This window comes from Spiroplasma endosymbiont of Villa modesta (genome assembly GCF_964030925.1).
Taxonomy (GTDB): Bacteria; Bacillota_I; Bacilli_A; order Mycoplasmatales; family VBWQ01; genus Spiroplasma_E.
In genome coordinates this window covers 942,590-964,115 of the sequence record NZ_OZ034992.1, presented here as the reverse complement: position 1 = coordinate 964,115, position 21,526 = coordinate 942,590, and the positions used below count along the sequence as shown (strand labels likewise).

24 protein-coding genes are annotated in these 21,526 nt (G+C 21.2%); 12 read left to right on the top strand and 12 right to left on the bottom strand.

Annotated features, from left to right (window positions below; translation table 4 throughout):
• Positions 1-112: 112 nt before the first annotated feature.
• From AAHM89_RS06270 to AAHM89_RS06250, 5 genes are all read left to right on the top strand, one after another.
• On the top strand, positions 113-832 hold the full coding sequence (locus tag AAHM89_RS06270) for a type I restriction endonuclease (RefSeq protein ID WP_342267271.1): 720 nt from the start codon (positions 113-115) through the stop codon (positions 830-832).
• Positions 832-2,901, top strand: coding sequence for a type I restriction endonuclease subunit R, EcoR124 family (locus AAHM89_RS06265; protein WP_342267270.1), 2,070 nt, complete (start codon positions 832-834; stop codon positions 2,899-2,901). The genes AAHM89_RS06270 and AAHM89_RS06265 overlap by 1 nt, the downstream gene beginning before the upstream one ends.
• An 11-nt stretch (positions 2,902-2,912) precedes the next feature.
• A complete protein-coding gene (locus tag AAHM89_RS06260) occupies positions 2,913-4,466 on the top strand; it encodes a type I restriction-modification system subunit M (RefSeq protein ID WP_342267269.1) in 1,554 nt (517 codons plus the stop codon).
• Positions 4,459-5,580 carry a restriction endonuclease subunit S gene (locus tag AAHM89_RS06255; RefSeq protein WP_342267268.1) on the top strand — a complete coding sequence of 374 codons (1,122 nt, stop codon included), beginning with the start codon at positions 4,459-4,461 and terminating at the stop codon, positions 5,578-5,580. The genes AAHM89_RS06260 and AAHM89_RS06255 overlap by 8 nt, the downstream gene beginning before the upstream one ends.
• Positions 5,581-5,785: 205 nt before the next feature.
• The gene (locus AAHM89_RS06250) at positions 5,786-7,177 is read left to right on the top strand and encodes an Mbov_0401 family ICE element transposase-like protein (RefSeq protein ID WP_342267267.1); all 1,392 of its coding nucleotides are present in this window, start codon (positions 5,786-5,788) and stop codon (positions 7,175-7,177) included.
• 500 nt (positions 7,178-7,677) lie between these two features.
• Here the strand turns inward: AAHM89_RS06250 and AAHM89_RS06245 are convergent, their stop codons facing one another.
• Positions 7,678-7,851: a hypothetical protein gene (locus AAHM89_RS06245; RefSeq protein WP_342267266.1), complete on the bottom strand. Its 174-nt coding sequence runs from the start codon at positions 7,849-7,851 to the stop codon at positions 7,678-7,680.
• 96 nt (positions 7,852-7,947) lie between these two features.
• Between AAHM89_RS06245 and AAHM89_RS06240 the strand changes: the two genes are divergently transcribed.
• From AAHM89_RS06240 to AAHM89_RS06230, 3 genes are read left to right on the top strand one after another with little or no spacing between them, the layout of a single operon-like run.
• The gene (locus tag AAHM89_RS06240; RefSeq protein ID WP_339046964.1) at positions 7,948-8,166 is read left to right on the top strand and encodes a hypothetical protein; all 219 of its coding nucleotides are present in this window, start codon (positions 7,948-7,950) and stop codon (positions 8,164-8,166) included.
• Positions 8,156-8,371, top strand: a complete 216-nt coding sequence (locus tag AAHM89_RS06235) for a hypothetical protein (protein ID WP_339047170.1) — start codon at positions 8,156-8,158, stop codon at positions 8,369-8,371. Before AAHM89_RS06240 ends, AAHM89_RS06235 begins: the two co-directional genes overlap by 11 nt.
• 23 nt (positions 8,372-8,394) lie before the next feature.
• The gene (locus AAHM89_RS06230; protein ID WP_342267265.1) at positions 8,395-8,802 is read left to right on the top strand and encodes a transposase family protein; all 408 of its coding nucleotides are present in this window, start codon (positions 8,395-8,397) and stop codon (positions 8,800-8,802) included.
• 263 nt (positions 8,803-9,065) lie between these two features.
• Here the strand turns inward: AAHM89_RS06230 and AAHM89_RS06225 are convergent, their stop codons facing one another.
• Positions 9,066-9,812: a hypothetical protein gene (locus tag AAHM89_RS06225; RefSeq protein ID WP_342267264.1), complete on the bottom strand. Its 747-nt coding sequence runs from the start codon at positions 9,810-9,812 to the stop codon at positions 9,066-9,068.
• A 280-nt stretch (positions 9,813-10,092) separates the two neighbouring features.
• Positions 10,093-11,643 (bottom strand): YhgE/Pip family protein, encoded by a 1,551-nt coding sequence (locus AAHM89_RS06220; protein WP_342267263.1) that lies wholly within the window; start codon positions 11,641-11,643, stop codon positions 10,093-10,095.
• 85 nt (positions 11,644-11,728) lie between these two features.
• On the opposite strand from AAHM89_RS06220, the gene tpx reads away from it, so the two are divergent.
• Positions 11,729-12,235 (top strand): thiol peroxidase, encoded by a 507-nt coding sequence (gene tpx, locus AAHM89_RS06215; protein ID WP_252320221.1) that lies wholly within the window; start codon positions 11,729-11,731, stop codon positions 12,233-12,235.
• A gap of 77 nt (positions 12,236-12,312) precedes the next feature.
• Here the strand turns inward: tpx and AAHM89_RS06210 are convergent, their stop codons facing one another.
• From AAHM89_RS06210 to AAHM89_RS06185, 6 genes are all read right to left on the bottom strand, one after another.
• Complete coding sequence (locus AAHM89_RS06210; protein ID WP_342258168.1) at positions 12,313-12,498, bottom strand: hypothetical protein; 186 nt, start codon at positions 12,496-12,498, stop codon at positions 12,313-12,315.
• Positions 12,499-12,518: 20 nt separating this feature from the next.
• Positions 12,519-13,271, bottom strand: a complete 753-nt coding sequence (locus tag AAHM89_RS06205) for a hypothetical protein (RefSeq protein ID WP_342267262.1) — start codon at positions 13,269-13,271, stop codon at positions 12,519-12,521.
• A gap of 239 nt (positions 13,272-13,510) precedes the next feature.
• Positions 13,511-13,798: a hypothetical protein gene (locus AAHM89_RS06200; RefSeq protein WP_342267261.1), complete on the bottom strand. Its 288-nt coding sequence runs from the start codon at positions 13,796-13,798 to the stop codon at positions 13,511-13,513.
• 373 nt (positions 13,799-14,171) lie between these two features.
• Entirely contained in the window at positions 14,172-14,336 is a 165-nt protein-coding gene (locus tag AAHM89_RS06195; protein WP_339048557.1) for a hypothetical protein, read from the bottom strand.
• A 259-nt stretch (positions 14,337-14,595) separates the two neighbouring features.
• On the bottom strand, positions 14,596-14,976 hold the full coding sequence (locus AAHM89_RS06190; RefSeq protein WP_342267260.1) for a transposase family protein: 381 nt from the start codon (positions 14,974-14,976) through the stop codon (positions 14,596-14,598).
• Between the two features lie 51 nt (positions 14,977-15,027).
• The gene (locus tag AAHM89_RS06185; RefSeq protein ID WP_339045912.1) at positions 15,028-15,450 is read right to left on the bottom strand and encodes a transposase family protein; all 423 of its coding nucleotides are present in this window, start codon (positions 15,448-15,450) and stop codon (positions 15,028-15,030) included.
• Between the two features lie 338 nt (positions 15,451-15,788).
• Between AAHM89_RS06185 and AAHM89_RS06180 the strand changes: the two genes are divergently transcribed.
• On the top strand, positions 15,789-16,280 hold the full coding sequence (locus tag AAHM89_RS06180; protein ID WP_342267259.1) for a hypothetical protein: 492 nt from the start codon (positions 15,789-15,791) through the stop codon (positions 16,278-16,280).
• A gap of 1 nt (position 16,281) precedes the next feature.
• Here AAHM89_RS06180 and AAHM89_RS06175 read toward each other — a convergent pair whose 3' ends face one another.
• Positions 16,282-16,995: a sugar phosphate nucleotidyltransferase gene (locus AAHM89_RS06175; RefSeq protein ID WP_342267258.1), complete on the bottom strand. Its 714-nt coding sequence runs from the start codon at positions 16,993-16,995 to the stop codon at positions 16,282-16,284.
• Between the two features lie 10 nt (positions 16,996-17,005).
• Positions 17,006-19,444, bottom strand: coding sequence for a leucine--tRNA ligase (gene leuS, locus AAHM89_RS06170; RefSeq protein WP_342267257.1), 2,439 nt, complete (start codon positions 19,442-19,444; stop codon positions 17,006-17,008).
• A 504-nt stretch (positions 19,445-19,948) separates the two neighbouring features.
• On the opposite strand from leuS, the gene AAHM89_RS06165 reads away from it, so the two are divergent.
• A complete protein-coding gene (locus AAHM89_RS06165; RefSeq protein WP_342267256.1) occupies positions 19,949-20,446 on the top strand; it encodes an amino acid permease in 498 nt (165 codons plus the stop codon).
• 26 nt (positions 20,447-20,472) lie between these two features.
• The gene (locus AAHM89_RS06160; protein ID WP_342267255.1) at positions 20,473-21,243 is read left to right on the top strand and encodes an amino acid permease; all 771 of its coding nucleotides are present in this window, start codon (positions 20,473-20,475) and stop codon (positions 21,241-21,243) included.
• A gap of 25 nt (positions 21,244-21,268) precedes the next feature.
• Here the strand turns inward: AAHM89_RS06160 and AAHM89_RS06155 are convergent, their stop codons facing one another.
• A complete protein-coding gene (locus AAHM89_RS06155; protein ID WP_338957041.1) occupies positions 21,269-21,517 on the bottom strand; it encodes a hypothetical protein in 249 nt (82 codons plus the stop codon).
• Between the last annotated feature and the right edge of the window lie 9 nt (positions 21,518-21,526).

Below are 21,526 nucleotides of genomic sequence, written 5' to 3'. Positions count from 1 at the left end.
TATTTCTATATCTTTCTTTAACAATTTTAATATAATAAAATTAAAGTATTATTACTTTTAATAAAAATTTGGTTTTTTATTATATAATTAAAATTATTACGAAGGAGCAAAAATGGAAAATAAATATATTAGTGAATATGAATTAGAAAAAAAGTTTATTAATAACTTAAAAATTGAAGGTTATGAATATATAAAATTAAATAATGAAGAAGATATTAAAACTAATTTTAGAAATCAAATTTTTAATCATAATAAAAATGAATTAAATAATAAACCATTAACTGATAAAGAATTTGAAAAATTATTATTTAAAATTATGGGTAAAAGTATTTTTAATTCTGCAAAAATATTAAGACAGAAAATTACAATTGAGCGTGATGATTTTAAAAAAGTAGATTTAGAATTATTTAATAAAGATAAATGATGTGATAATATTTTTCAATTTACTAATCAATTAACAATAAAAAGTATTTTTCAAAATAGATATGATATAACAATTTTAATTAATGGTTTACCTTTAATACAAATTGAGTTAAAAAAACCAGGAATAAATTTTAAAGAAGCTTTAAATCAAATTAATAGATATAAAAAAGAATCTCATAAAGGATTATTAAAATTTATTCAGTTTTTTATAATTTCTAATCTTATAGATACTAAATATTTTTCAAATAATGATGGTAATATTTTATTTGAAAATTCTTTTTATTGAACTGATGAATTAAATAATAGAATAACTAATTTATTTGATTTTACTAAAAATTTTTTAAATAAATGTCATGTTAGTAAAATGATTGCAAGATATATGATTATTAATGAAAGTAAAAAAAATTAATGATAATGAGACCTTATCAAATTTATGCAGTTGAAAAACTTATTAAAATAGCAAGTGAAACTAATAATAATGCCTATGTTTGACATACAACTGGATCTGGAAAAACTTTAACTTCTTTTAAATTAAGTCAAATTTTAAAATATATGCCAGAAAAAGAAAAAATATTTTTTTTAGTTGATAGAAAAGATTTGGATTTTCAAACCATTGAAGAGTTCAATAAATATGAAAAAGATAGTGTTGATTATACTGAAAGTACTTATAATTTAATTAAAAATATTCAAGATTCCACTAAAAAAATAATATTAACTACAATTCAAAAAATGGCTAATGCTTGTAAAAATGAAAAATATAAATCAATAATGGCTAAATTTAAGAATAAGAAAGTGATTTTTATTATTGATGAATGTCATAGAAGTCAATTTGGAAAAATGTATGTTAGCATTAAAAAAATTTTCGAACATGCACAATATTTTGGATTTACTGGCACACCACGATTTGAACAAAATAAATCAGAAGATGGAAGAACAACAGCAGATATATTTCATAAATGTATCCATAAATATTTACTTAATAATGCAATAGCAGATGGCAATGTTTTAGGTTTTAATGTTGACTATATGGAATCAATTAGAAATAAAAAAGACACTAATGATGAATTGATTGAAGATATTAATAATGATGAATTATTAATAGTTGATTCCAGAATTAATTCTATTTCAAAAAATATAATTGAAACATTTTCAAAAAAAACATACGGAAAGAAATATAATGCTATATTTGCTGTTAAAAATATTAATATGGCAATTAAATATTATAAAACATTTAAAAATTTAAAACATAATTTAAAAATTGCTTCAATTTTTACATTTGAAGCAAATGAAGATTTAAATAATAAAGATTTTTCTTTTAAAATAGAATTAAAAAAAATAATTAAAGATTATAATATAAACTTTGATACTAATTTTAATATAAACAGATTTAATGAATATTTTATTGATTTACAAAAGAAAGTTAAAAACAAAGAAATTGATTTATTAATTGTTGTTGATATGTTTTTAACAGGTTTTGATTCACCCATAACTAGTGCATTATATTTAGATAAATTATTAAAATATCATAAATTAATCCAAGCATTTTCACGAACAAACAGAATTATAAATATTACTAAACCATTTGGTAATATTGTTTGTTATCAAACTACTAAAAAAACTGTTGATGAAGCAATTTTATTGTTTTCTAATAGTACAACTACTGATCAAATATTAATGAAACCATTTGATTATTATGAACTAGAATTTATTAAGTTAGTGAATAAATTAAAAAAAGATTATAATTGTGCTTATGATGTAGGAAATGATGGTGACGAAGTTAAAATTAAAGAATTTATTTTTTTATTTAAAGAAATAGTAAAAATATTATTAAAATTAGAAACATTTATTGAATTTGATATTAATCAAAGTAAATATAATTTTAGTGAAAATGAATATAATGAATTTAAATCTCGTTATTTATCATTTAGTGATGAAAAAATTAAAAAAGAAAAATTATCTGTATTAGCAGATGTTGATTTTGAACTAGAATTAATTTATAGTAATAAAATTAATGTTCATTATATTTTAGAATTATTAAAAAAAATAGATTTAAACAATATTAAAAGAAAAGAAAAACAAATTAAAGAAATAAAAAAAGGATTACAAGAATCAACTGATCCAGTATTAAAATATAAATCAGAATTAATAAATTCATTTATTGAAAGAGTTATTCCTACTCTTAAAAATACTGCAGATTTAGAAGTATTATATGAACAATTTTGTGATAAAAAATATGAACAACAAATAATTAAAATTAGTAAAAAATATAATATAGATAAATTAGATATTAATGAAATTATTAGTGAATATCGTTTTACTAATCAATTGCCTTCTAACTTAATTAGAGAAAAAATTAATCAACAATATACTGAAAAAATAGCTATTAATAAAAATATATCTAAAATAAAAGCAAAAAATGAAGTAAAAAAAGAATTAGAATTAAATATAATTAATTTAATTAATGAGTTTGAAAGTTAGGAAAAAATATTATGACAACACATGAAAAACAAAATGTACAACAACAACAATTATTTTCTAAATTATGAGATATTTCTAATACTCTACGAGGGACAATGGAACCATCCGAATATAAAGAATATATATTAGGATTAATATTTTATCGTTATTTATCAGATAATGTACAATCTATAATAGAAAAAGATTTAAAAATAGAAGGGATTGATTATCAAACTGCTTTAACTGACGAAAAATATCGTAATGATTTTTTAGAAGTTTTATATGATAATGATAGTGCTGGATATTATATTGAACCGGAATATTTATGACAAGAAATAATTAATAAAATTAATATTGGAAAATTTGATATTTTCTTATTAAGAAAAGCGTTTGAAAAATTAATTGAATCAACAATTGGTTATTCATCAGAAAAAGAATTTGAAAATTTATTTGATTCTGTTGATTTAGATTCTAGTAAATTGGGAAAAACAGAAGCAGAAAAAAGTAAAATAATTGCTAAAGTAATATTAAAAATTAATGAAATTAATTTTGAAATTAATGAATCAGAAATTGATATTTTAGGTGATGCCTATGAATATTTAATTAGTAAATTTGCTTCTGAATCAGTAAAAGCAGCAGGTGAATTTTATACACCACAACCTGTTTCTAAATTATTAGCTAAATTAGTTAGTCAAGGAAAAACGGAAATTAAAACTGTTTATGATCCAACATGTGGTTCAGGTTCATTATTATTAAGAGTATATAAAGAATTAAAAATTGGTCATTTATATGGTCAAGAATTAAAAACCAATTCATATAATATTGCAAGAATGAATATGATGTTGCATGGTTTAAAGTATAATAAATTTAATATTTATAATGGTGACACATTAGAAGATGATGGTTTTAAAGGACAAGAATTTGAAATAATTGTTGCAAATCCGCCATATAGTTCTCATTGATCGGCAAATCAAAAATTTTTAAGTGATGAGAGATTTAGTGCTTATGGAAAATTAGCACCAAAAACAAAAGCTGATTTTGCTTTTATTCAAAATATGATTTATAAATTATCTGATAATGGCGTAATGGCTGTTGTTATTCCTCATGGAATTTTGTTTAGGGGTAATGCTGAATTAATTATTAGAAAATATATGATTGAAAAAAATTGAATTGATACTATTATTAGTTTACCAGTTAATATGTTTTATGGTACATCAATTCCCACTTGTATTATTGTGATGAAAAAATGTAAAATTGATAATTCAATTTTGTTTATTGATGCTTCGAAAGAATTTCAAAAGCAAGGAAATAAAAATACTTTAACCGATGAAAATATTATTAAAATTATTAATATTTTTAATAAAAGAAAAACTATTGATAAATTTTCTAATTTAGTTGATATAGAAATAATTAAAGAAAATGATTATAACTTAAATATTGCTCGTTATATTGATAATACAGAAGAAAAAGAAATTATTAATATTAAAGAATTACAAGATAAATTAATTAATAATGAAAAAGAAATTCAAAAATTAGATGAAGAATTTAATTTAATGTTAAAAGATTTGGTGATTAATAATGAATAAATCTCTGATGCCAAAAATTAGATTTAAAGGATTTAATGATGAATGAAAAAAATATAAAATTAATGAAATTTATAAATTAAAAAGAGGATGTGTTATAAGTAAAGAAATACTTTTTAAAAATAAAGAAACTAATTTTTTTCCTGTATATTCATCTCAAACATCAAATAATGGAATAATGGGTTGAACTAATATTTATCTTTTTGAAAAAAATAAAATTATTTGAACAACCGATGGTGCTAATGCTGGTACTATTAGATTTGTGAGTGAAAACTTTTATGCATCTAATGTTTGCGGAGTTTTAATTGGTAAAAAAGATCATTATAATAATTATTCATTTGCTATTGCAATTAGTTTAGAAGCAAAAAAACATGTAAATAAAAATGGTAATCCAAAGTTAATGAATAATATTATGGGAAATATTAATTTTTATAATTCAAAATTAAAAAATGAACAAACTAAGATTGCAGACTTTTTTACTATTATTGATAGGAAAATTGAATTAATCAAAGAACAATTAAACTTATTAGAAAAACAAAAACAATATTACTTAAATAATATGTTTGCAAATAAAAAAAGTTATCCAAAAATTAGATTTAAAGGATTTAATAATGAATGAAAAAGTAAAAAAATAAAAGAAATATTAAATTATCAGCAACCTACAAAATTTATAGTTAAAGATAAAATCGAAAATCAGGGGAAAATACCAGTATTAACAGCTAATAAATCATTTATATTAGGTTATGCAAATGAAAAAAATATCTATGAAAATATACCAGTTATAATCTTTGATGATTTTACAATGGATATGAAATATGTTAATTTTAAATTTATGGTTAAATCATCCGCAATTAAAATTTTAAAATCTAAAACTAATAATATTAATTTATTTTATGTTTTTAATTTATTAAAAAATCTAAAATTATTTTCTAGTGATCATAAAAGGTATTATATTTCATATGTAAGTGAAATTAATGTTTTATTTCCAAATATTAATGAACAAACAAAAGTAGCTCATTTTTTTACTATTATTGATAGAAAAATTGAATTAATTAAAGAACAATTAAGTTTATTAGAAAAACAAAAACAATATTACTTAAATAATATGTTTATTTAATTTATGGTTTTTATCTGATTTTTATATAAAAATAAAACTTTTACATAATTTTTTGGTTTTTGTAAGTGTTTATATTTTGATAATGGTAAAAGTATTAATACCATCAATTATTTTCTACAAAATTAAATTAGATTATTGCTGACATTCATTTTGAATCATTATAAAATTGTACTATCATTTAATGATTAAAAAGGAATATAAGTATATGTTAAATGTTTTTAATAGTTTTAAAGATATAAACTTTGTTGAAGAAGTAAATATTGATGTTAATTTCATAGGAAAACAAAAATTAAAAGAAAAATATGAAAAAATTGATCAAGAATTAAGAGAGCAAAATCGTAATGGTAAAAATGGTTATATTTTGTGAGGAAAAAGGAATAAAATGATAAAAACTCCTTTTGGTGATATTATAATTAAAGCTTCCAGATTTGGTTATTGTGATAAAAAAGATAATAAATTCAAAACAACAACTTTATTAAATAAAAAAATTGGTTTAAAAAATAATCAAACAATTATTTTGAGTGTTAAAATAGAACTTTGAAAATTAATGGATAGTGCTAAAAGACAAAGAGATATTATGGATATGTACCCAAAATTAAATATATCTAAGATGACAATCACAAACATTAATAAGGAAATTGATTTTGCTAAATTATTTAAAGAACAATTAAAAACAAAGACTGAAAAAATAATTGTCCAAACACCATATTTGTATGCTGGAGTTGACGATTCTTTTAGTAATTTAACAAAATATAAAAAAATAGAAAAAAATATGTTTAGAACAGCATATTTTCATACTGGGTATGATGAAATAAAAAGCACTAAAAGTAAAAATGTTCTAAAAAATAAAAAAATTTTTATTGTTATGAAATCAGTAAAAAATAAATACTATCTTATTAAAAAATATAAAAAAGAATTTTTATATTTTTTAAATCAAAATTTTAATATTAAAAATTGTAAGTTAACACTAGCAGGTGATGGAGCAAAATGAATCCAAAAATTTGCTAATGAAATTGGTGCAATTTTTATTTTAGATCAATTTCATTTAATGAAAGAATTAAAAACAATATTTCCTTATCGAAGAAGAAAACTTACTAAAAATTTAATCGATAATGAAAAAATAAGAAAACAAATTTATTGAGATATGAATAAATTATTTAAAAATGGCGATCCTGATGAAGCAATAAAATATTTAAAAAAATTAATTACAAGAAAAAATATTAAAGAATATCCATTCTTAAAAGATAAAAAAGATAAAATCAAAGATTTCATTAAATATATCAAAAATAATTCTAAGGGTATTAAAGTTTATAAAGAGGATTGATATATGGGGTCTTGTACTGAACCACAAATTTCGCATAATGTAAAATGATTAAAAGGATATGGTGCTAAATCATATAGTGAAAAAGTTTTTAAAAATATGATTGCAATAAAAATGGTAAAAGAAAATGGTGTTAATTTAATTGATTTTTATCTTAATAAATTAAACAAAAAAAATGAAAAAGAATATAATTATTATTTTAAAAATGAAGATAAGCCTAATCAGCAATTTTTAATAAATAAAAATGTTGCTCACCAAGCACAAGGTTTTGTTTAAAATTTAAAGTAAAAATCAATAATTTAAAATAAATTTATTAAATAATTTGCGAATTATTATTTTTTATATTGTAAATTATTACTTTTATGTTATAGTTAAATTAATTAAAAAAGATAAATTTATCTTTTTCTTAGGAATTTTATTTTAATAGATAAATATTTATTAGAATAAGGTATCACCAACCGAATAATTTACTCCCTCTTATTAATTGACTTTTAAAAAATTTAATTACGGAATATGTCTATATATTAAAGTTATTCTTTTTTAAAAACTTTTAGCAAAAATTATATTAAACTTTATTTATTACTTTTTCTAAAATAATATAGAAATGATGAATATATTATTAATAAATAAAATACTAGAAAACTATATATTAATTAAAAAAGAATACTAACATTAATATTAGTATTCTTTTTTAATTAATAATTTTTCTTCATCTATAACTTATTTCTTTTATTTTTTTGCAAAAATAATAGTAATAATAAAAATATCTAATTTACTTAATCTGAAAAATAAACACCATTACTACTTCCAATATACATTTTTTTAGTTGCACCATTGAATATTAATTTTTTAATACTAATATTAACTTTAAATTGAAGTTTATCAAAGATTGATGATCCATAACTTTTTCAAAGATTACCAGTATTATCACCAACATATATACAAGACATATTCCGTAATTAAATTTTTTAAAAGTCAATTAATAATTTTAAAATTTATTTTATAATTTTGTTATTAACAATAAATTTAGAAAAGTATTGATAAAAATGATTTTTGAAAATTTAAAAAAATTAAAAAATGAAGAATTTTACAGATATTTTGGTATAAAACGTTTTCATTTTAATGAAATGTTAGAAAAATTAATTGAAATAGAAAAATTAGAAAAAAATAAAGGTCGAAAAAATAAACTTTCAGTAGAAGAAAGATTAATGATGACTTTATTATACTGAAAAGAATATTATACTTTTTTTTCAAATGAGTATTAAATCTAAAATGAGCCCATCAAGTTGTTTTCGAAATATTACTTGAGTAGAAAATAAACTTAGTAACCACAAAGATTACCAATTTTTAAAAGAAAGATATAAATTAAAAATTGATAAAAAACAAGAAAATTCAAATGAATTTCAATTTTATTTAATTGATTCAACTGAGATTGAAATTGAAAGACCAACTAAAAAAAACTACAGTTAGAATATTTTTCTGGTAAAAGTTGAATGTATTCTATAAAATTTCAAATTGTATATGATTTTTTTAATAAAAAAATTGTTGATATTTTTGCTGATAATGGCAAAGTGCATGATTTTCAAATATTAAAAAATTCAAATCTTGTATTTTCAGAAAAAACAATAATTATTGGTGATTTAGGATATCAAGGTATACAAAATATTTATAAAAATACAATAATACCAATTAAAAGAACTAAAAATAAAAAATTAACTAAACAAGAAAGAAAATACAATAAGATTGTATCTAAAATTAGAATTAAAGTTGAACATGTCTTTGCTTGATTGAAAAGATTCAAAATTTTAGTAAATAAATGTAGAAAATCTAAATTTAGACTTATGTACTTAAGATTTAACTTACTTTGTGAAATTTTTAATAAAATAAAACCATTAAAATAAAAAAAATATTAAAAATATTTTTTTAAAATTTAAATTTTTATCGAGTTAATATAAAAATATTATTAACAATTTTTTGTTTAAAATGTAAACTCATTTTTTAAACTATTTTTTCAAAAAATATTTATTTCTATATTCAATAACACTAAATAGTTTTAAAACAATTTTATTGACAATTAATTAAATTTAATTACGGAATATGTCCACAGTTATCATTATTAATGACAATAGATGTTAAACAATTTGATAATGGATGTAATTGAAATCTAAAAAAAATTCTTATTATTATCTTTTTTTCAAACTTGCCCTGACATCTCAGTAGCATAAACATTACCTAAATTATCAAATGTTAAATCAGTAATTTTACTACCAGTAGTAAGAAGTTCCTTAAATTTTTGATCACCACCAATAGTTTTATAAATTTGACCATCAGTAGCAGCAGCGTAAATACATTTATCATTGTTATTATCTTTAATTATTGCAGAAATTTTTACTTTAGTTCCAGGAATAGTTTGCAATCATTCTTGTCCAAATGATTGATAATATGCTTTAACATCATTATTTGTACCCATATAAAGATATTCTTCACCATCATTAGAAGTATAGACTATCATTGATAATAAGTTAAAATCAAATTTTTCAAGTAGTTTAAAATTATTACTATCATTATTTTTTCTATAAATTTTTGTTTCATTTTTTGTTTCTTTTATAGCTACATAAACATTACCATTATTAGAAGTTGCTATTGCTTGAATAATACCTTCACTTTTAAATATTGGTTTAATATCTTTATTATTTTCACTAATATAATAAATAATACCTTCATCATTAGCAGCATAAACATTGCCTTTTTGATCACTAGTTATTGATTGAATTACACCACTAGTTCCTTCCAATTTTGAAAATGTTTCATGGTTATTAACCAAACAATTTTTAATTAATTTGTTATTAGAAACATGAGTATTAATTGAAAGCATAGTCCCTGAACTAGCAAAAAATGTTATAGTAAACATTGTTAATAATTATTTAAAATGCATAAGTTTTTTTCCTCTTTTACTTTTTTATTATTTTTTTTTAAATATTTATGTTTTTTATTTTATAAATTAATATCTACAAAAGATATATCTTTTGTAGATATTAATTTAAGTTTATAATTGAAAAAAATAATATACAATATTCTTTTAAATACTCTATTTTTATTAGAAAGTATTAATAAAAAGGACACCTAAAAATATAATGTTTAGTTCTCATCATTAGTAGTTTTATTTTTTAATGATGAAGAATCATTAACAACTAATTTTTTTTATTTCCAACTTCATTTTTTGCATCTTTATGATCATGTCATCAATTAAGTAACAACGATAATGGTACTAAAATAATAATAAATATTAATAAACAACCAATACTTCATAAAATAGTCATTGGATTAGGATTAATAAGAATTTCTCTTAATCCTTTTATTGCATAACTAAATGGTAAAAAATTATACATTACTTGAAAAAACTTGGGTTCTAATTCAACAGGAAAAGTACCACTTGATGAAGAAAGTTGTAGTATTAAAAGAATAACAATTAAAAATCTACCCAAATCATGATTACGAAACATGTGAGCAATTGATTGAACAACCAAATCAAAAATAATTGCTATTAATCACATGTATAAAAACATTTGTCAAAATCGTTGTCATAAATCAATATTATTAAATAATAGTAATAATGAAGTTACTAAAATTGTTGACTGAATTAAACCAAAAATAATCATTCATGCTGATTTAGCTAAATAGTTTGATCAAAATTTAGTTTTTGGAATATCTTTATTTCTAATAAAAGTAAAAGTTAATAATAAAGTACCTACTCACATTCCAATACACATGAAATATGGACCCAAACCAAATCCATAAGGAGATTTATCTTGACCTTCAATATTAATATTAAAATTAATAAAGTTAATAGGTGACAATAAAGTATGATTCATTCAATAATCATGTTCTAAAACTTTAATATGTTTAATCTCTTCGTTTCTTGTTACACTATCAATATTATCATTAAATTGTTCAGCATGAGGACCTAAACCAAGAACAGCAATTGAAAGAATACCATAAATTTCTTTTAAAATTGGTTGTAAATGCTGATAACCTAAATCAGAAGCATCTTTATCTCAATAATCAAATACTTGATTACTAATAACAACAGGTAAAAACTTACTAAAAATATTATCTTTTAATGCATTTAAAGCAAAATCATTAATTTCACCTAAAATCGGACTAACTTTATATGAAGCTTGTAAACTAATTTTTGGTCTAATAGTAATTTGATTAATAAGATTCCAAATTCTTTCTGGAGTTTTAATATTATCAATAACTACTTTAAAAGCTTGTTTAAAAAAATCATTAAAATCCTTAGTAAAACAACTATCAATAATAATTTCAGTTAAAAAAGTTTTGTCATTTTGATGTTGATAATAACTTTTTCAATCATCATAATAATAAACAGTAAATGTTTTTTTCTCATTGTTAATTTGTAAATCATTAATTTTAAATTCATAAGCACCACTACTATTAGGATTTTCATTATCCAAATTTAAATTATGTCGATTAATAACACGATTAATTCCTACTGCAGAACTATCGTTATTAACTAAAGCAATTGGTAAACGATTAATATTTCCCAATGGATTAAAAAAAGCTCATAAAGCAATAAAAGCATATAAAAATGGAATAAAACATAGTGCAATACTTTTAATAATTGTTCTTTTATTTTTATAAATGTGTTTAGTCCCCACTGCTTTAAAAACCATTTTAAATTCTTGAATAGCAATTTTAAATTTATTTAAAATTTTTAACACTTTGTTACTCCTTAATAGATTATCTTTAATAAATTTAGTTATAATAATATTATAAATACATTTGATAAAAAGGGAAAAAAATATTATGTTGCAATTAACAATTAAAGGTAAACCCGTTCATATTAAAAATGAAATAATCAAAGTTGGAGATACTTTATCATTTTCTGCAGTTAATAAAACAATGGATAATATGAATTTAGAACAATTCACTAATAAATTTAAAATTATTTCTAGTGTACCAAGCATTGATACTAAAACTTGTGCTTTACAAACTATACACTTTAATAAAGAGGCTACTAAATTAAAAGATTTAGTTATAATTACTATTTCCAAAGATTTACCATTTGCTCAAAGTCGCTTTTGTGAAAAACTAAAAATGAATAATAATTTTCATATTTGAAGTGATTATCGTAATAATGAAAATAATTTTAGTAATACTACTAATTTATTAATTGATGAAATCCAATTATTAGCACGTACTATTATCATTGTTGATAAAAATAACAAAGTTATATATTTACAAATTGTTAAAGAAGTAACATTAGAACCAAACTATGATGAAGTTCTAAAATTTATTAAAACTTTAACATAAAAAAAGTTAGGTAATATTTTTAAAATAAGTATTACCTAACTTTTTTTTATTTATCAGTAGACTTTTTAAAAAACTATTTATTTTGAAAATCAACTACGACTTTTTGAAGTCTTATTTTGTTTTTCAGATTTTTCTTTTTCTACTTTTTCTTTATTAGCTTTTTCTATATCTTCGCGTGTTAATCTTTTTTCCATATTTGCAACTCTTCGTTTAGCTGATTTATTAAGTTCTTTTTCTACTTTTTCTTTTTCTTCTTTATTCATAACTTTATCTCCTTTTTAGATTATAAAGATATTTGTCTCATCTTTCTACTTGGTGACTTTTCTCTAACATCTTCTCTCACAAGATTATCACTTTTTTTATTATTTTTCAAAATTTCTTCTATTTCATTGGTAAAAGCAACAACTTCTTTCTCAAAAATTCTTAAATCGTGTTCATCAGGTTGAGGTTTTTGATTTTCTTTTTCAATTACACTTGCCACAAAAGTAATCATTTCTAATTTATTTTGTATTGCTCCATTTTGCTCTGCACTTAAATCTTTTTTTGCTGCTTCTACTTGTTCTTGTAATTCATCTTTTCTTTTATAAATATTTTCCAAATTTTGCTGTTTTAATTCTCTTTTATTTTCTTCAAATCTTTGACTTAATTCATTTTGCATATCCATAAAATTTTTATTTTTATTATTATTTCAAATTTGTTGAAAACTATTCAAAATTCTTTGTTGTTTTGCTTCTGGAGGTAAGCTTAAAAATAATTCTTCTTGTTGTTCTCTTTTTAATAATAATCTTTGTTCTTGTAGTTTATTTTCTAGATTTATTTCATTTTTTGATTTTCAATTAGGAAAAAAGAATTTTTTTACTTTTTCTTTATACTTTTCTCATCCTGTAACAAGTCCACCAACAATAACTCCAGAAATTAAAGCACATATTGACTGCCCATAAAAAATGGCTACAACAGGAGCTAATAATGGAGTAACTAATGGAGTAACAACTAAACTACTTAAAATACCAATACCAGCCCAAGCAATTACAAACATTGTTATTTTTAATACTTGTCATAAAACTTTTCTTACCTTTTTATTTTTTATATCTACTTGTTCTTCTTTTTGTTTCTCATTAAGGTTATTAATGAAATCAAAAAATGGTATTCTAATAATAGTTGTATCCTTATTTTCTTCTAATCTAATAAAACTTTCATCATTTTTTACTTCATTAGAAAATTGTTCATAACTTAAATGTCTAATTTGTTTAATTACTTGATCTGCTTCAAGATAAATTAATTGTTGTCAAATTTCTTTTTTTCATCATCATGAATTTCTAATAATAAAACTGGTTTATTATTAATTTCTATTATTTCATCATAAACAAAATACTCTTTACCTCCCTCTACTATAGAAGTTTCAAATTGAAGATATTTTAGTTCATTATCTTCACCTGATTGATTTTCAAACATAAACGTTTCACCATTATGTCAATTTTCATTATTTTTCTTGAATTTATTAGTGAACTCACTTTCTGCAGTTTTGAATTGTTCTGCAAGAATTGTTTTTATTGGTAAAGCCATTTTGGTATCTCCTTTTAATTAAAAAACCCATTTACTTTAAAATAAAGCAATGGGTAAAAAACTTATATGTTTAATATTTACATTTTATCAAATATTATATAATTTACAATATTTTATTTAAATTAATATTTATTTAATTTATGAAAAATATCTATTGTCAGTAAGTATATTAACATAGTAACTAAGCTTTTAATTATTTTAATTTATGGATATTTTTTGAATTTATAAATGTTATTTAATTTTTCTGAATAACCTTTAATTTCAATATATTTATTTTTAAAATAAAAAAAATAATAAATTTAAAATTGTATTAAAACTATATAAAATTACAATTTTATTACATGAGTTTTTATCTAAAATTAAATAATGAAATTTAAATTTTCGGATTTCTTGATTTATGTTTGTTTATTTGTTTTTCTTCTTCAATTTTTTTTAATGTCTCTTCTTGTTTCTTAGCTTTTGCAAGTAATAAATCAAGTTTTCTACTTTCTTGTTCTGCATCATGTAATAATTTTGCTGCTTTTTCTTTTTCATTCATAATATTTTTTCTCCCTTTCTTTTAAATATTTATTTTTAAAAATATCCAAAATACATTGGACATATTCCGTAATTAAATTTAATTAATTGTCAATAAAATTGTTTTAAAACTATTTAGTGTTATTGAATATAGAAATAAATATTTTTTGAAAAAATAGTTTAAAAAATGAGTTTACATTTTAAACAAAAAATTGTTAATAATATTTTTATATTAACTCGATAAAAATTTAAATTTTAAAAAAATATTTTTAATATTTTTTTTATTTTAATGATTTTATTTTATTAAAAATTTCACAAAGTAAGTTAAATCTTAAGTACATAAGTCTAAATTTAGATTTTCTACATTTATTTACTAAAATTTTGAATCTTTTCAATCAAGCAAAGACATGTTCAACTTTAATTCTAATTTTAGATACAATCTTATTGTATTTTCTTTCTTGTTTAGTTAATTTTTTATTTTTAGTTCTTTTAATTGGTATTATTGTATTTTTATAAATATTTTGTATACCTTGATATCCTAAATCACCAATAATTATTGTTTTTTCTGAAAATTCAAGATTTGAATTTTTTAATATTTGAAAATCATACACTTTACCATTATCAGCAAAAATATCAACAATTTTTTTATTAAAAAAAATCATATACAATTTGAAATTTTATAGAATACATTCAACTTTTACCAGAAAAATATTCTAACTGTAGTTTTTTTTAGTTGGTCTTTCAATTTCAATCTCAGTTGAATCAATTAAATAAAATTGAAATTCATTTGAATTTTCTTGTTTTTTATCAATTTTTAATTTATATCTTTCTTTTAAAAATTGGTAATCTTTGTGGTTACTAAGTTTATTTTCTACTCAAGTAATATTTCGAAAACAACTTGATGGGCTCATTTTAGATTTAATACTCATTTGAAAAAAAGTATAATATTCTTTTCAGTATAATAAAGTCATCATTAATCTTTCTTCTACTGAAAGTTTATTTTTTCGACCTTTATTTTTTTCTAATTTTTCTATTTCAATTAATTTTTCTAACATTTCATTAAAATGAAAACGTTTTATACCAAAATATCTGTAAAATTCTTCATTTTTTAATTTTTTTAAATTTTCAAAAATCATTTTTATCAACACTTTTCTAAATTTATTGTTAATAACAAAATTATAAAATAAATTTTAAAATTATTAATTGACTTTTAAAAAATTTAATTACGGAATATGTCTAGTATAAAATTTTTCATAAAAATTAAAAGATAAAATAAATATTTTTAAATAAAATTATGATTTATTAACTCAAAAGTAAGGATGTTATTTTTTTAATTATTGTGCTTAAAAATTGAAAATATGTTATACTAACATCATAATAAACTAAATTATTAAAGACCATTAAGTTCGACTTATTCTTTTTTATTAGATAAGTGGAACCTAATTATTTTTAAATAAAAAAGGATGTGAAAATTATGTCAGCACAACAACAGCAACAACAGCAACAACCAAGTAAAGAAATTTTTGATAAATTACAAGGTGAAAAAAATAAAAAAGAAAAAGCAACTTCTTCTGGTGGTGGTAGTAGAAATTGAATTGTAAAATTTGCAAAAGATGTCGCTTATATTTCTTTTTTTCCATACATATGATTAAAAAAACTTTTAGTTTCACTATTTAATAATCGAACTAAAAAGCCTAAACTAAATCAATCAGTTAATATTATTAAAAATAAAGATAATGTTAATCAAAAAAATAATGTTTCTACAAATAGTAATGGACAAGTTAGTTTTAAAGAAGTAGATGCACTAGATCCAGAAAATGAATCAGTAGCAGAAACAACAGCAGAAGCACTAAAATTAAATGGTAATAATACTACTAATCCATTCCAAAATGTTGCACATAGTTGTAATCGTGAAGAAATTCCAGTAGTTTCAACAACAACTTCTGGAAAAAAATTAACTACTTAAATTATTTAAAATATTTATTAGTTCGTTCTAAATCAATAATATTATCAACATCCCAATGACAATCAAATGATAAAACATAAGGTTTTAATTCAAAATTATGTTTAATACTATTACTAATTAAATATTTACCAACCATTGTTGTTTGCAATACAAGTTCTTGTTGTGGATTTATTAAATCTTCACCAAGAACTTTTGCTCATTTTTTAGTAATATAACTTCATTCTCCCGCCAAGAAACTATCCTTTTTTTTACTTTTAATAATATCAATAATATTACCATTCTTGTTTAATTTATAACTTCAATCTTCTTTTATATTATCATGATCACGCTTAATAGCGACCATCATATTAGTTGAAAAATTATTTAAAAAAATATTTTTTGTACTAATCATATCACCAGAAATAATAAAAATATCATCTTGACCATTAAAATATGATGATACTAATGTCAAAGCATAACCACTATTATAATCAAGGAAATGTTGATTATTTATTAAGATTAATTTTGAATATTTATGAGTAAGAAAATTAAATTCATCTTTTAAATGACCAGTAATGACAATAATTTTTTTTAAATCATGTATTTCAATTAAATGATTAATTATATGTTCAATTAAAGTTAAACCTTTAAATTTAATTAACGATTTATGAACATTATTTGAGACAGGTTGTAATCTACTGCCAATTCCTGCTGCAAAAATAATAGCAACTTTCATTATTCCTCCTTTACTTAACAACAAAATTAACAATCTTATTTGGTATACAAATTGTCTTAATAATTGTTTTATCTTGCAATCAATGTTTTACTTTTTCTTCATTATTAACTGCTTTTAAAAGTTCTTGATTATTTAAATTTTCTTTTACTACTAAAGTTATTTTTGTTTTACCATTAATCTGAATAGCAATAGTAACTTCACTAGTAATCAAAAATTTTTCATCATAACTTGGAAACTGACTTTTATTAATACTTTCTTTATTACCAAATTGAAATCATAATTCTTCAGCAATATGTGGAGCAAATGGATTTAATAATTTTAAAAAATTAACTAAATATTGTTGATAAATAGTTGGTGCTTTATAACAAGCATTGATAAAAATCATAAGTTGTGCAATAGCAGTATTAAAATTTAAATCATTAATATCATTAGTTACTTTTTTTACAGTTTGATGATAAATTGTATCTAATGATTTATCATTCTTAGTAGTAATTTTTATTTTATACTCATCTTTATTAACAAGACGATAAATACGCATTAAAAACTTATAACAACCAACTAAACCACTATTTAATCACGGTAAAGATGCTGTTAATGGCCCCATAAACATTTCATATATTCGCAAAGTATCAGCACCATATTCATTAATAACATCATCTGGATTAACAACATTACCGCGTGATTTAGACATTTTTTCATTATTTTCACCAAGAATCATACCCTGATTTACCAATTTTAAAAATGGTTCTTTAACATTAACTAACTTTAAATCATATAGCACTAAATGTCAGAAACGAGCATACAATAAATGTAAAACAGCATGTTCTTGACCACCAATATATAAATCAACCGGTAATCAATAGTTAAAACGTTTTTGCGCAATAGCACTATTAAAATCACAATAAGTACCATCATCATTTTTTAAAATATATGCTAAATAATATCAACAACTACCTGCTCATTGTGGCATTGTATTAATTTCTCTTTTTCCTTTTACACCATCTTTTCTAGTTACATGTAATCAGGAATTTGGTGCATTAGTTAAAGGTGCATTCCCCGAATTAGATGGCTTAATATTAGTCATTTTTGGTAATAATACTGGTAATTGTTGTTCATCTACTGTTGATATTGTACCATCTTCTCAATAAATTATCGGAAAAGGTTCACCTCAATAACGTTGACGAGAAAAAAGTCAATCTCGTAACTTATATGCAGTATGTACTTTTCCTTGTTTTAAAGTTAGTAATTTTTTAACAATTAAATTAGTAGCTGTTTCTAAATCCTTACCATTAATAAAATCAGAGTTAATATATTCACTAGTACCCAAAAATGGTTCATTTTTATTATTAGTTTTCATAATAAAATTGATTGGTAACTTTTTATTTTTAGCAAAAATAAAATCACGACTATCATGTGCAGGAACACCCATAATTGCTCCTGTCCCATAATGATTTAAAACATAATCACCAACTCAAATTGGTAATTTATTTTTAGTAAAAGGATGAATAGCATAACTTCCAGTAAAAACACCAGATTTTAAAGTATCATCTCCTTGACGCATTAAATCTGTTTTAGTTTTAGCATCTAAACAGTATTGAGTAACTGCTTGCGAATATTCACTAGTTGTTAAATCATGAATTAATGGATGTTCAGGGGCAAGTACTAAAAATGAAACACCAAAAATAGTATCAACCCTTGAAGTAAAAATAGAAACCTTACATTTATTATTTTCAACTATAAAATCAACTAGTGTTCCAACACTTTTACCAATTCAATTATGTTGTAATTCCTTAACACTATTTGGTCAGTCTAAATCATCTAATCCTTTTAATAATTTTTCAGCATACTTAGTAATTTTTAAAACCCACTGACGCATTGGTTTTTTAATAACTGGGAAATTACCACGTTCAGAAACCATATGACCATTAATGTTAATTATTTCTTCATTAGCTAAAACAGTTCCTAACTGTTCACAAAAATTAACTTCAACATCTTTAATTTCAGCTAACCCTTGTTCATAAAGTTTAATGAAAATTCATTGTGTTCACTTATAATATTGAGGATCTGTAGTATTAACTTCTTTATTATAATCAAAACTTAGACCAATACTTTGTAATTGTTTACGAAAATTATTAATGTTTTGTTTAGTAAATGTCTCTGGATTATTACCTGTATTTAAGGCATATTGTTCAGCTGGTAAACCAAAAGCATCTCAACCAATTGGATGCAAAACATTAAAACCATTCATTATTTTAACCCGTGAAATAACATCAGTAGCACAATAACCTTTAGGATGGCCAACATGTAAACCTGATCCTGAAGGATAAGGGAACATATCAAGAATATATGATTTTGGTTTTTTATTATCATCAATGTTTGTTTTAAAAGTTTCATTTTTTAATCAATACTGCTGTCATTTTTTTTCTATTTGTTGGTGATTATAACTCATGTTTTTCTCCTTTAATATGTTCAGGTAAAGTAATCATAAAACCATAATATCATAATCATTTAACAAGTTGCAATGTTTACTTATTGATTAAATTATATTTTAAATATTTTGTTAATTATCAATCAATGTTATTAAACTATTTACTAATATTTATTTTCTACAAAAATGAAATAGTTTTTATTGTATTTCAAATAAAATATACTATATAATTATCGTTAATATTAAATAAATTCAAAGGAGGATTCTATGAACACACAAAAAGTTTTAAATAAGTCTTTAAAACAAAAAACAAAGCAGCAAAAAAAATAGGCTTAGGAGAACTGGTGTGACTTTGGATTTAATTATACTTGCACAATAGCTTTTCCTATGTCTTTTATAGGAATATATTATTGAAATAATGGCGGAGTTGGATTACATCTAATCTGAATTATGATTTTAGGTGCTATAATGGCTAGTATTAGTGCATGTGCTTTTTAAAATGTAGTAAAGTTTATGCTGGTAATAATGGTTGGAGCATATATTTATGTTAGGGCAACTTTTGGTCGTTTTTGAGGATGAATAATCGGCTTTATGCAATATATCATTTTACCATCTACTGTTATTGGTGGTATTATTTCAATGTTTAGAATTAACTTAAACCAATTATCATTTTTTTCTTGATTACCTGATAGATGATCTAATTTATTTATTGATAGTTTAGGAATTATAGTTTATTGTTTGGTTACAAGTTGTATCTATTTTGGATTAAGAGGTTTTCGTTGATTTGTTAATATTTCAGGAATCATTAAATGACTGTCAACTTGTTTTTTGATTATTTGTGCCATTATTCTGGTAATCAAAAATGGCACTATAGTTTATCAACAAGCATTTGTTGGTACTAAACATCTTCATTTTACAATTAATATTTTTAATAATGCTTTTAGCAATTTTTTCTACTTTTTCCTTGGTTTTGAGACCTTTACTGTTATTGGAAAAAATGTTAAAAATCCTAATAAAATTTAGGTAGGGGAACAATTATTGTCTTATTTTTGACAACTATTTTTTATTTAATTATTACAATTTTAATTATTGGTGCCATCAGTTCACAGGGACCTAATGGTAATAACGGATGAGCAAATGGTGATAATAATTATAATCCAAATAATGTTATTGCTGGGATTGCTGGTACAACAGGTATCATTTTACTAGTTATTTGTACTTTATCAATTAAATTGAATGGTGTAATACAAGTAGCGCTATATTCTGGAGCTATGCTACAACCATTAGCGAAAGAAGGATACATTAGTGAAAAAATAGCTAAATTAAATAAAGAAAATATTGCAATGTATGGTAATACTATTAATTTTATAATTACAATTATAGTTTGTATTATTATGCTAATAATTCCAGATTTAATTGGAATTAGTTTTAATTACAACCAAATGTTGGGATTTACAACTAATATAACAATCTTTGTTTATCTTTTTGTTATAACAGCAACTTGTGTTATGGGTTATTATAAAAAAATAAAAATAAAAGTTATCGAATGAATTATGTTTATTATCTGTTTATTATTTTTAATTAGTCAATTCATTATTTTTAATTATAATATGATTCATGATTTAGTAAGCAACAGAGGAATCATATTAATTGCAATTACAATTAAGTTTTTAATGTTTTGAGTATTTATTATAATTGCTACTATTATTTATTTTACTTATTATAAACCAAAACTAAAACAAAGATTAATAACAAATCCAGAATATCAAAATCAATTAGATAAAGAATTTATTTTTAATTCTCATCTAGTAGTTAATTAAATTATTTAAAAATTATATTATCTTATTATCGTCAAAAATAAACTAAATGAGTTGCTGGTTTTTTACAAAAACAAGTACCAGTAGTAGTTGTACTTTTTAATTTAGCATATGCTTGAAAATGTTCAGATCAACCAATATCAATTGTATGTTGAGCATGTTTTCCTAATTCAATTGCTGCTAATACAACCTTTTTCTCATTTAATGCTTTATTCATTAATTTAATATTACCATCCATAATAATAATATCTTCTTTGATTATTTCATCATTTTTCATTATAATCAC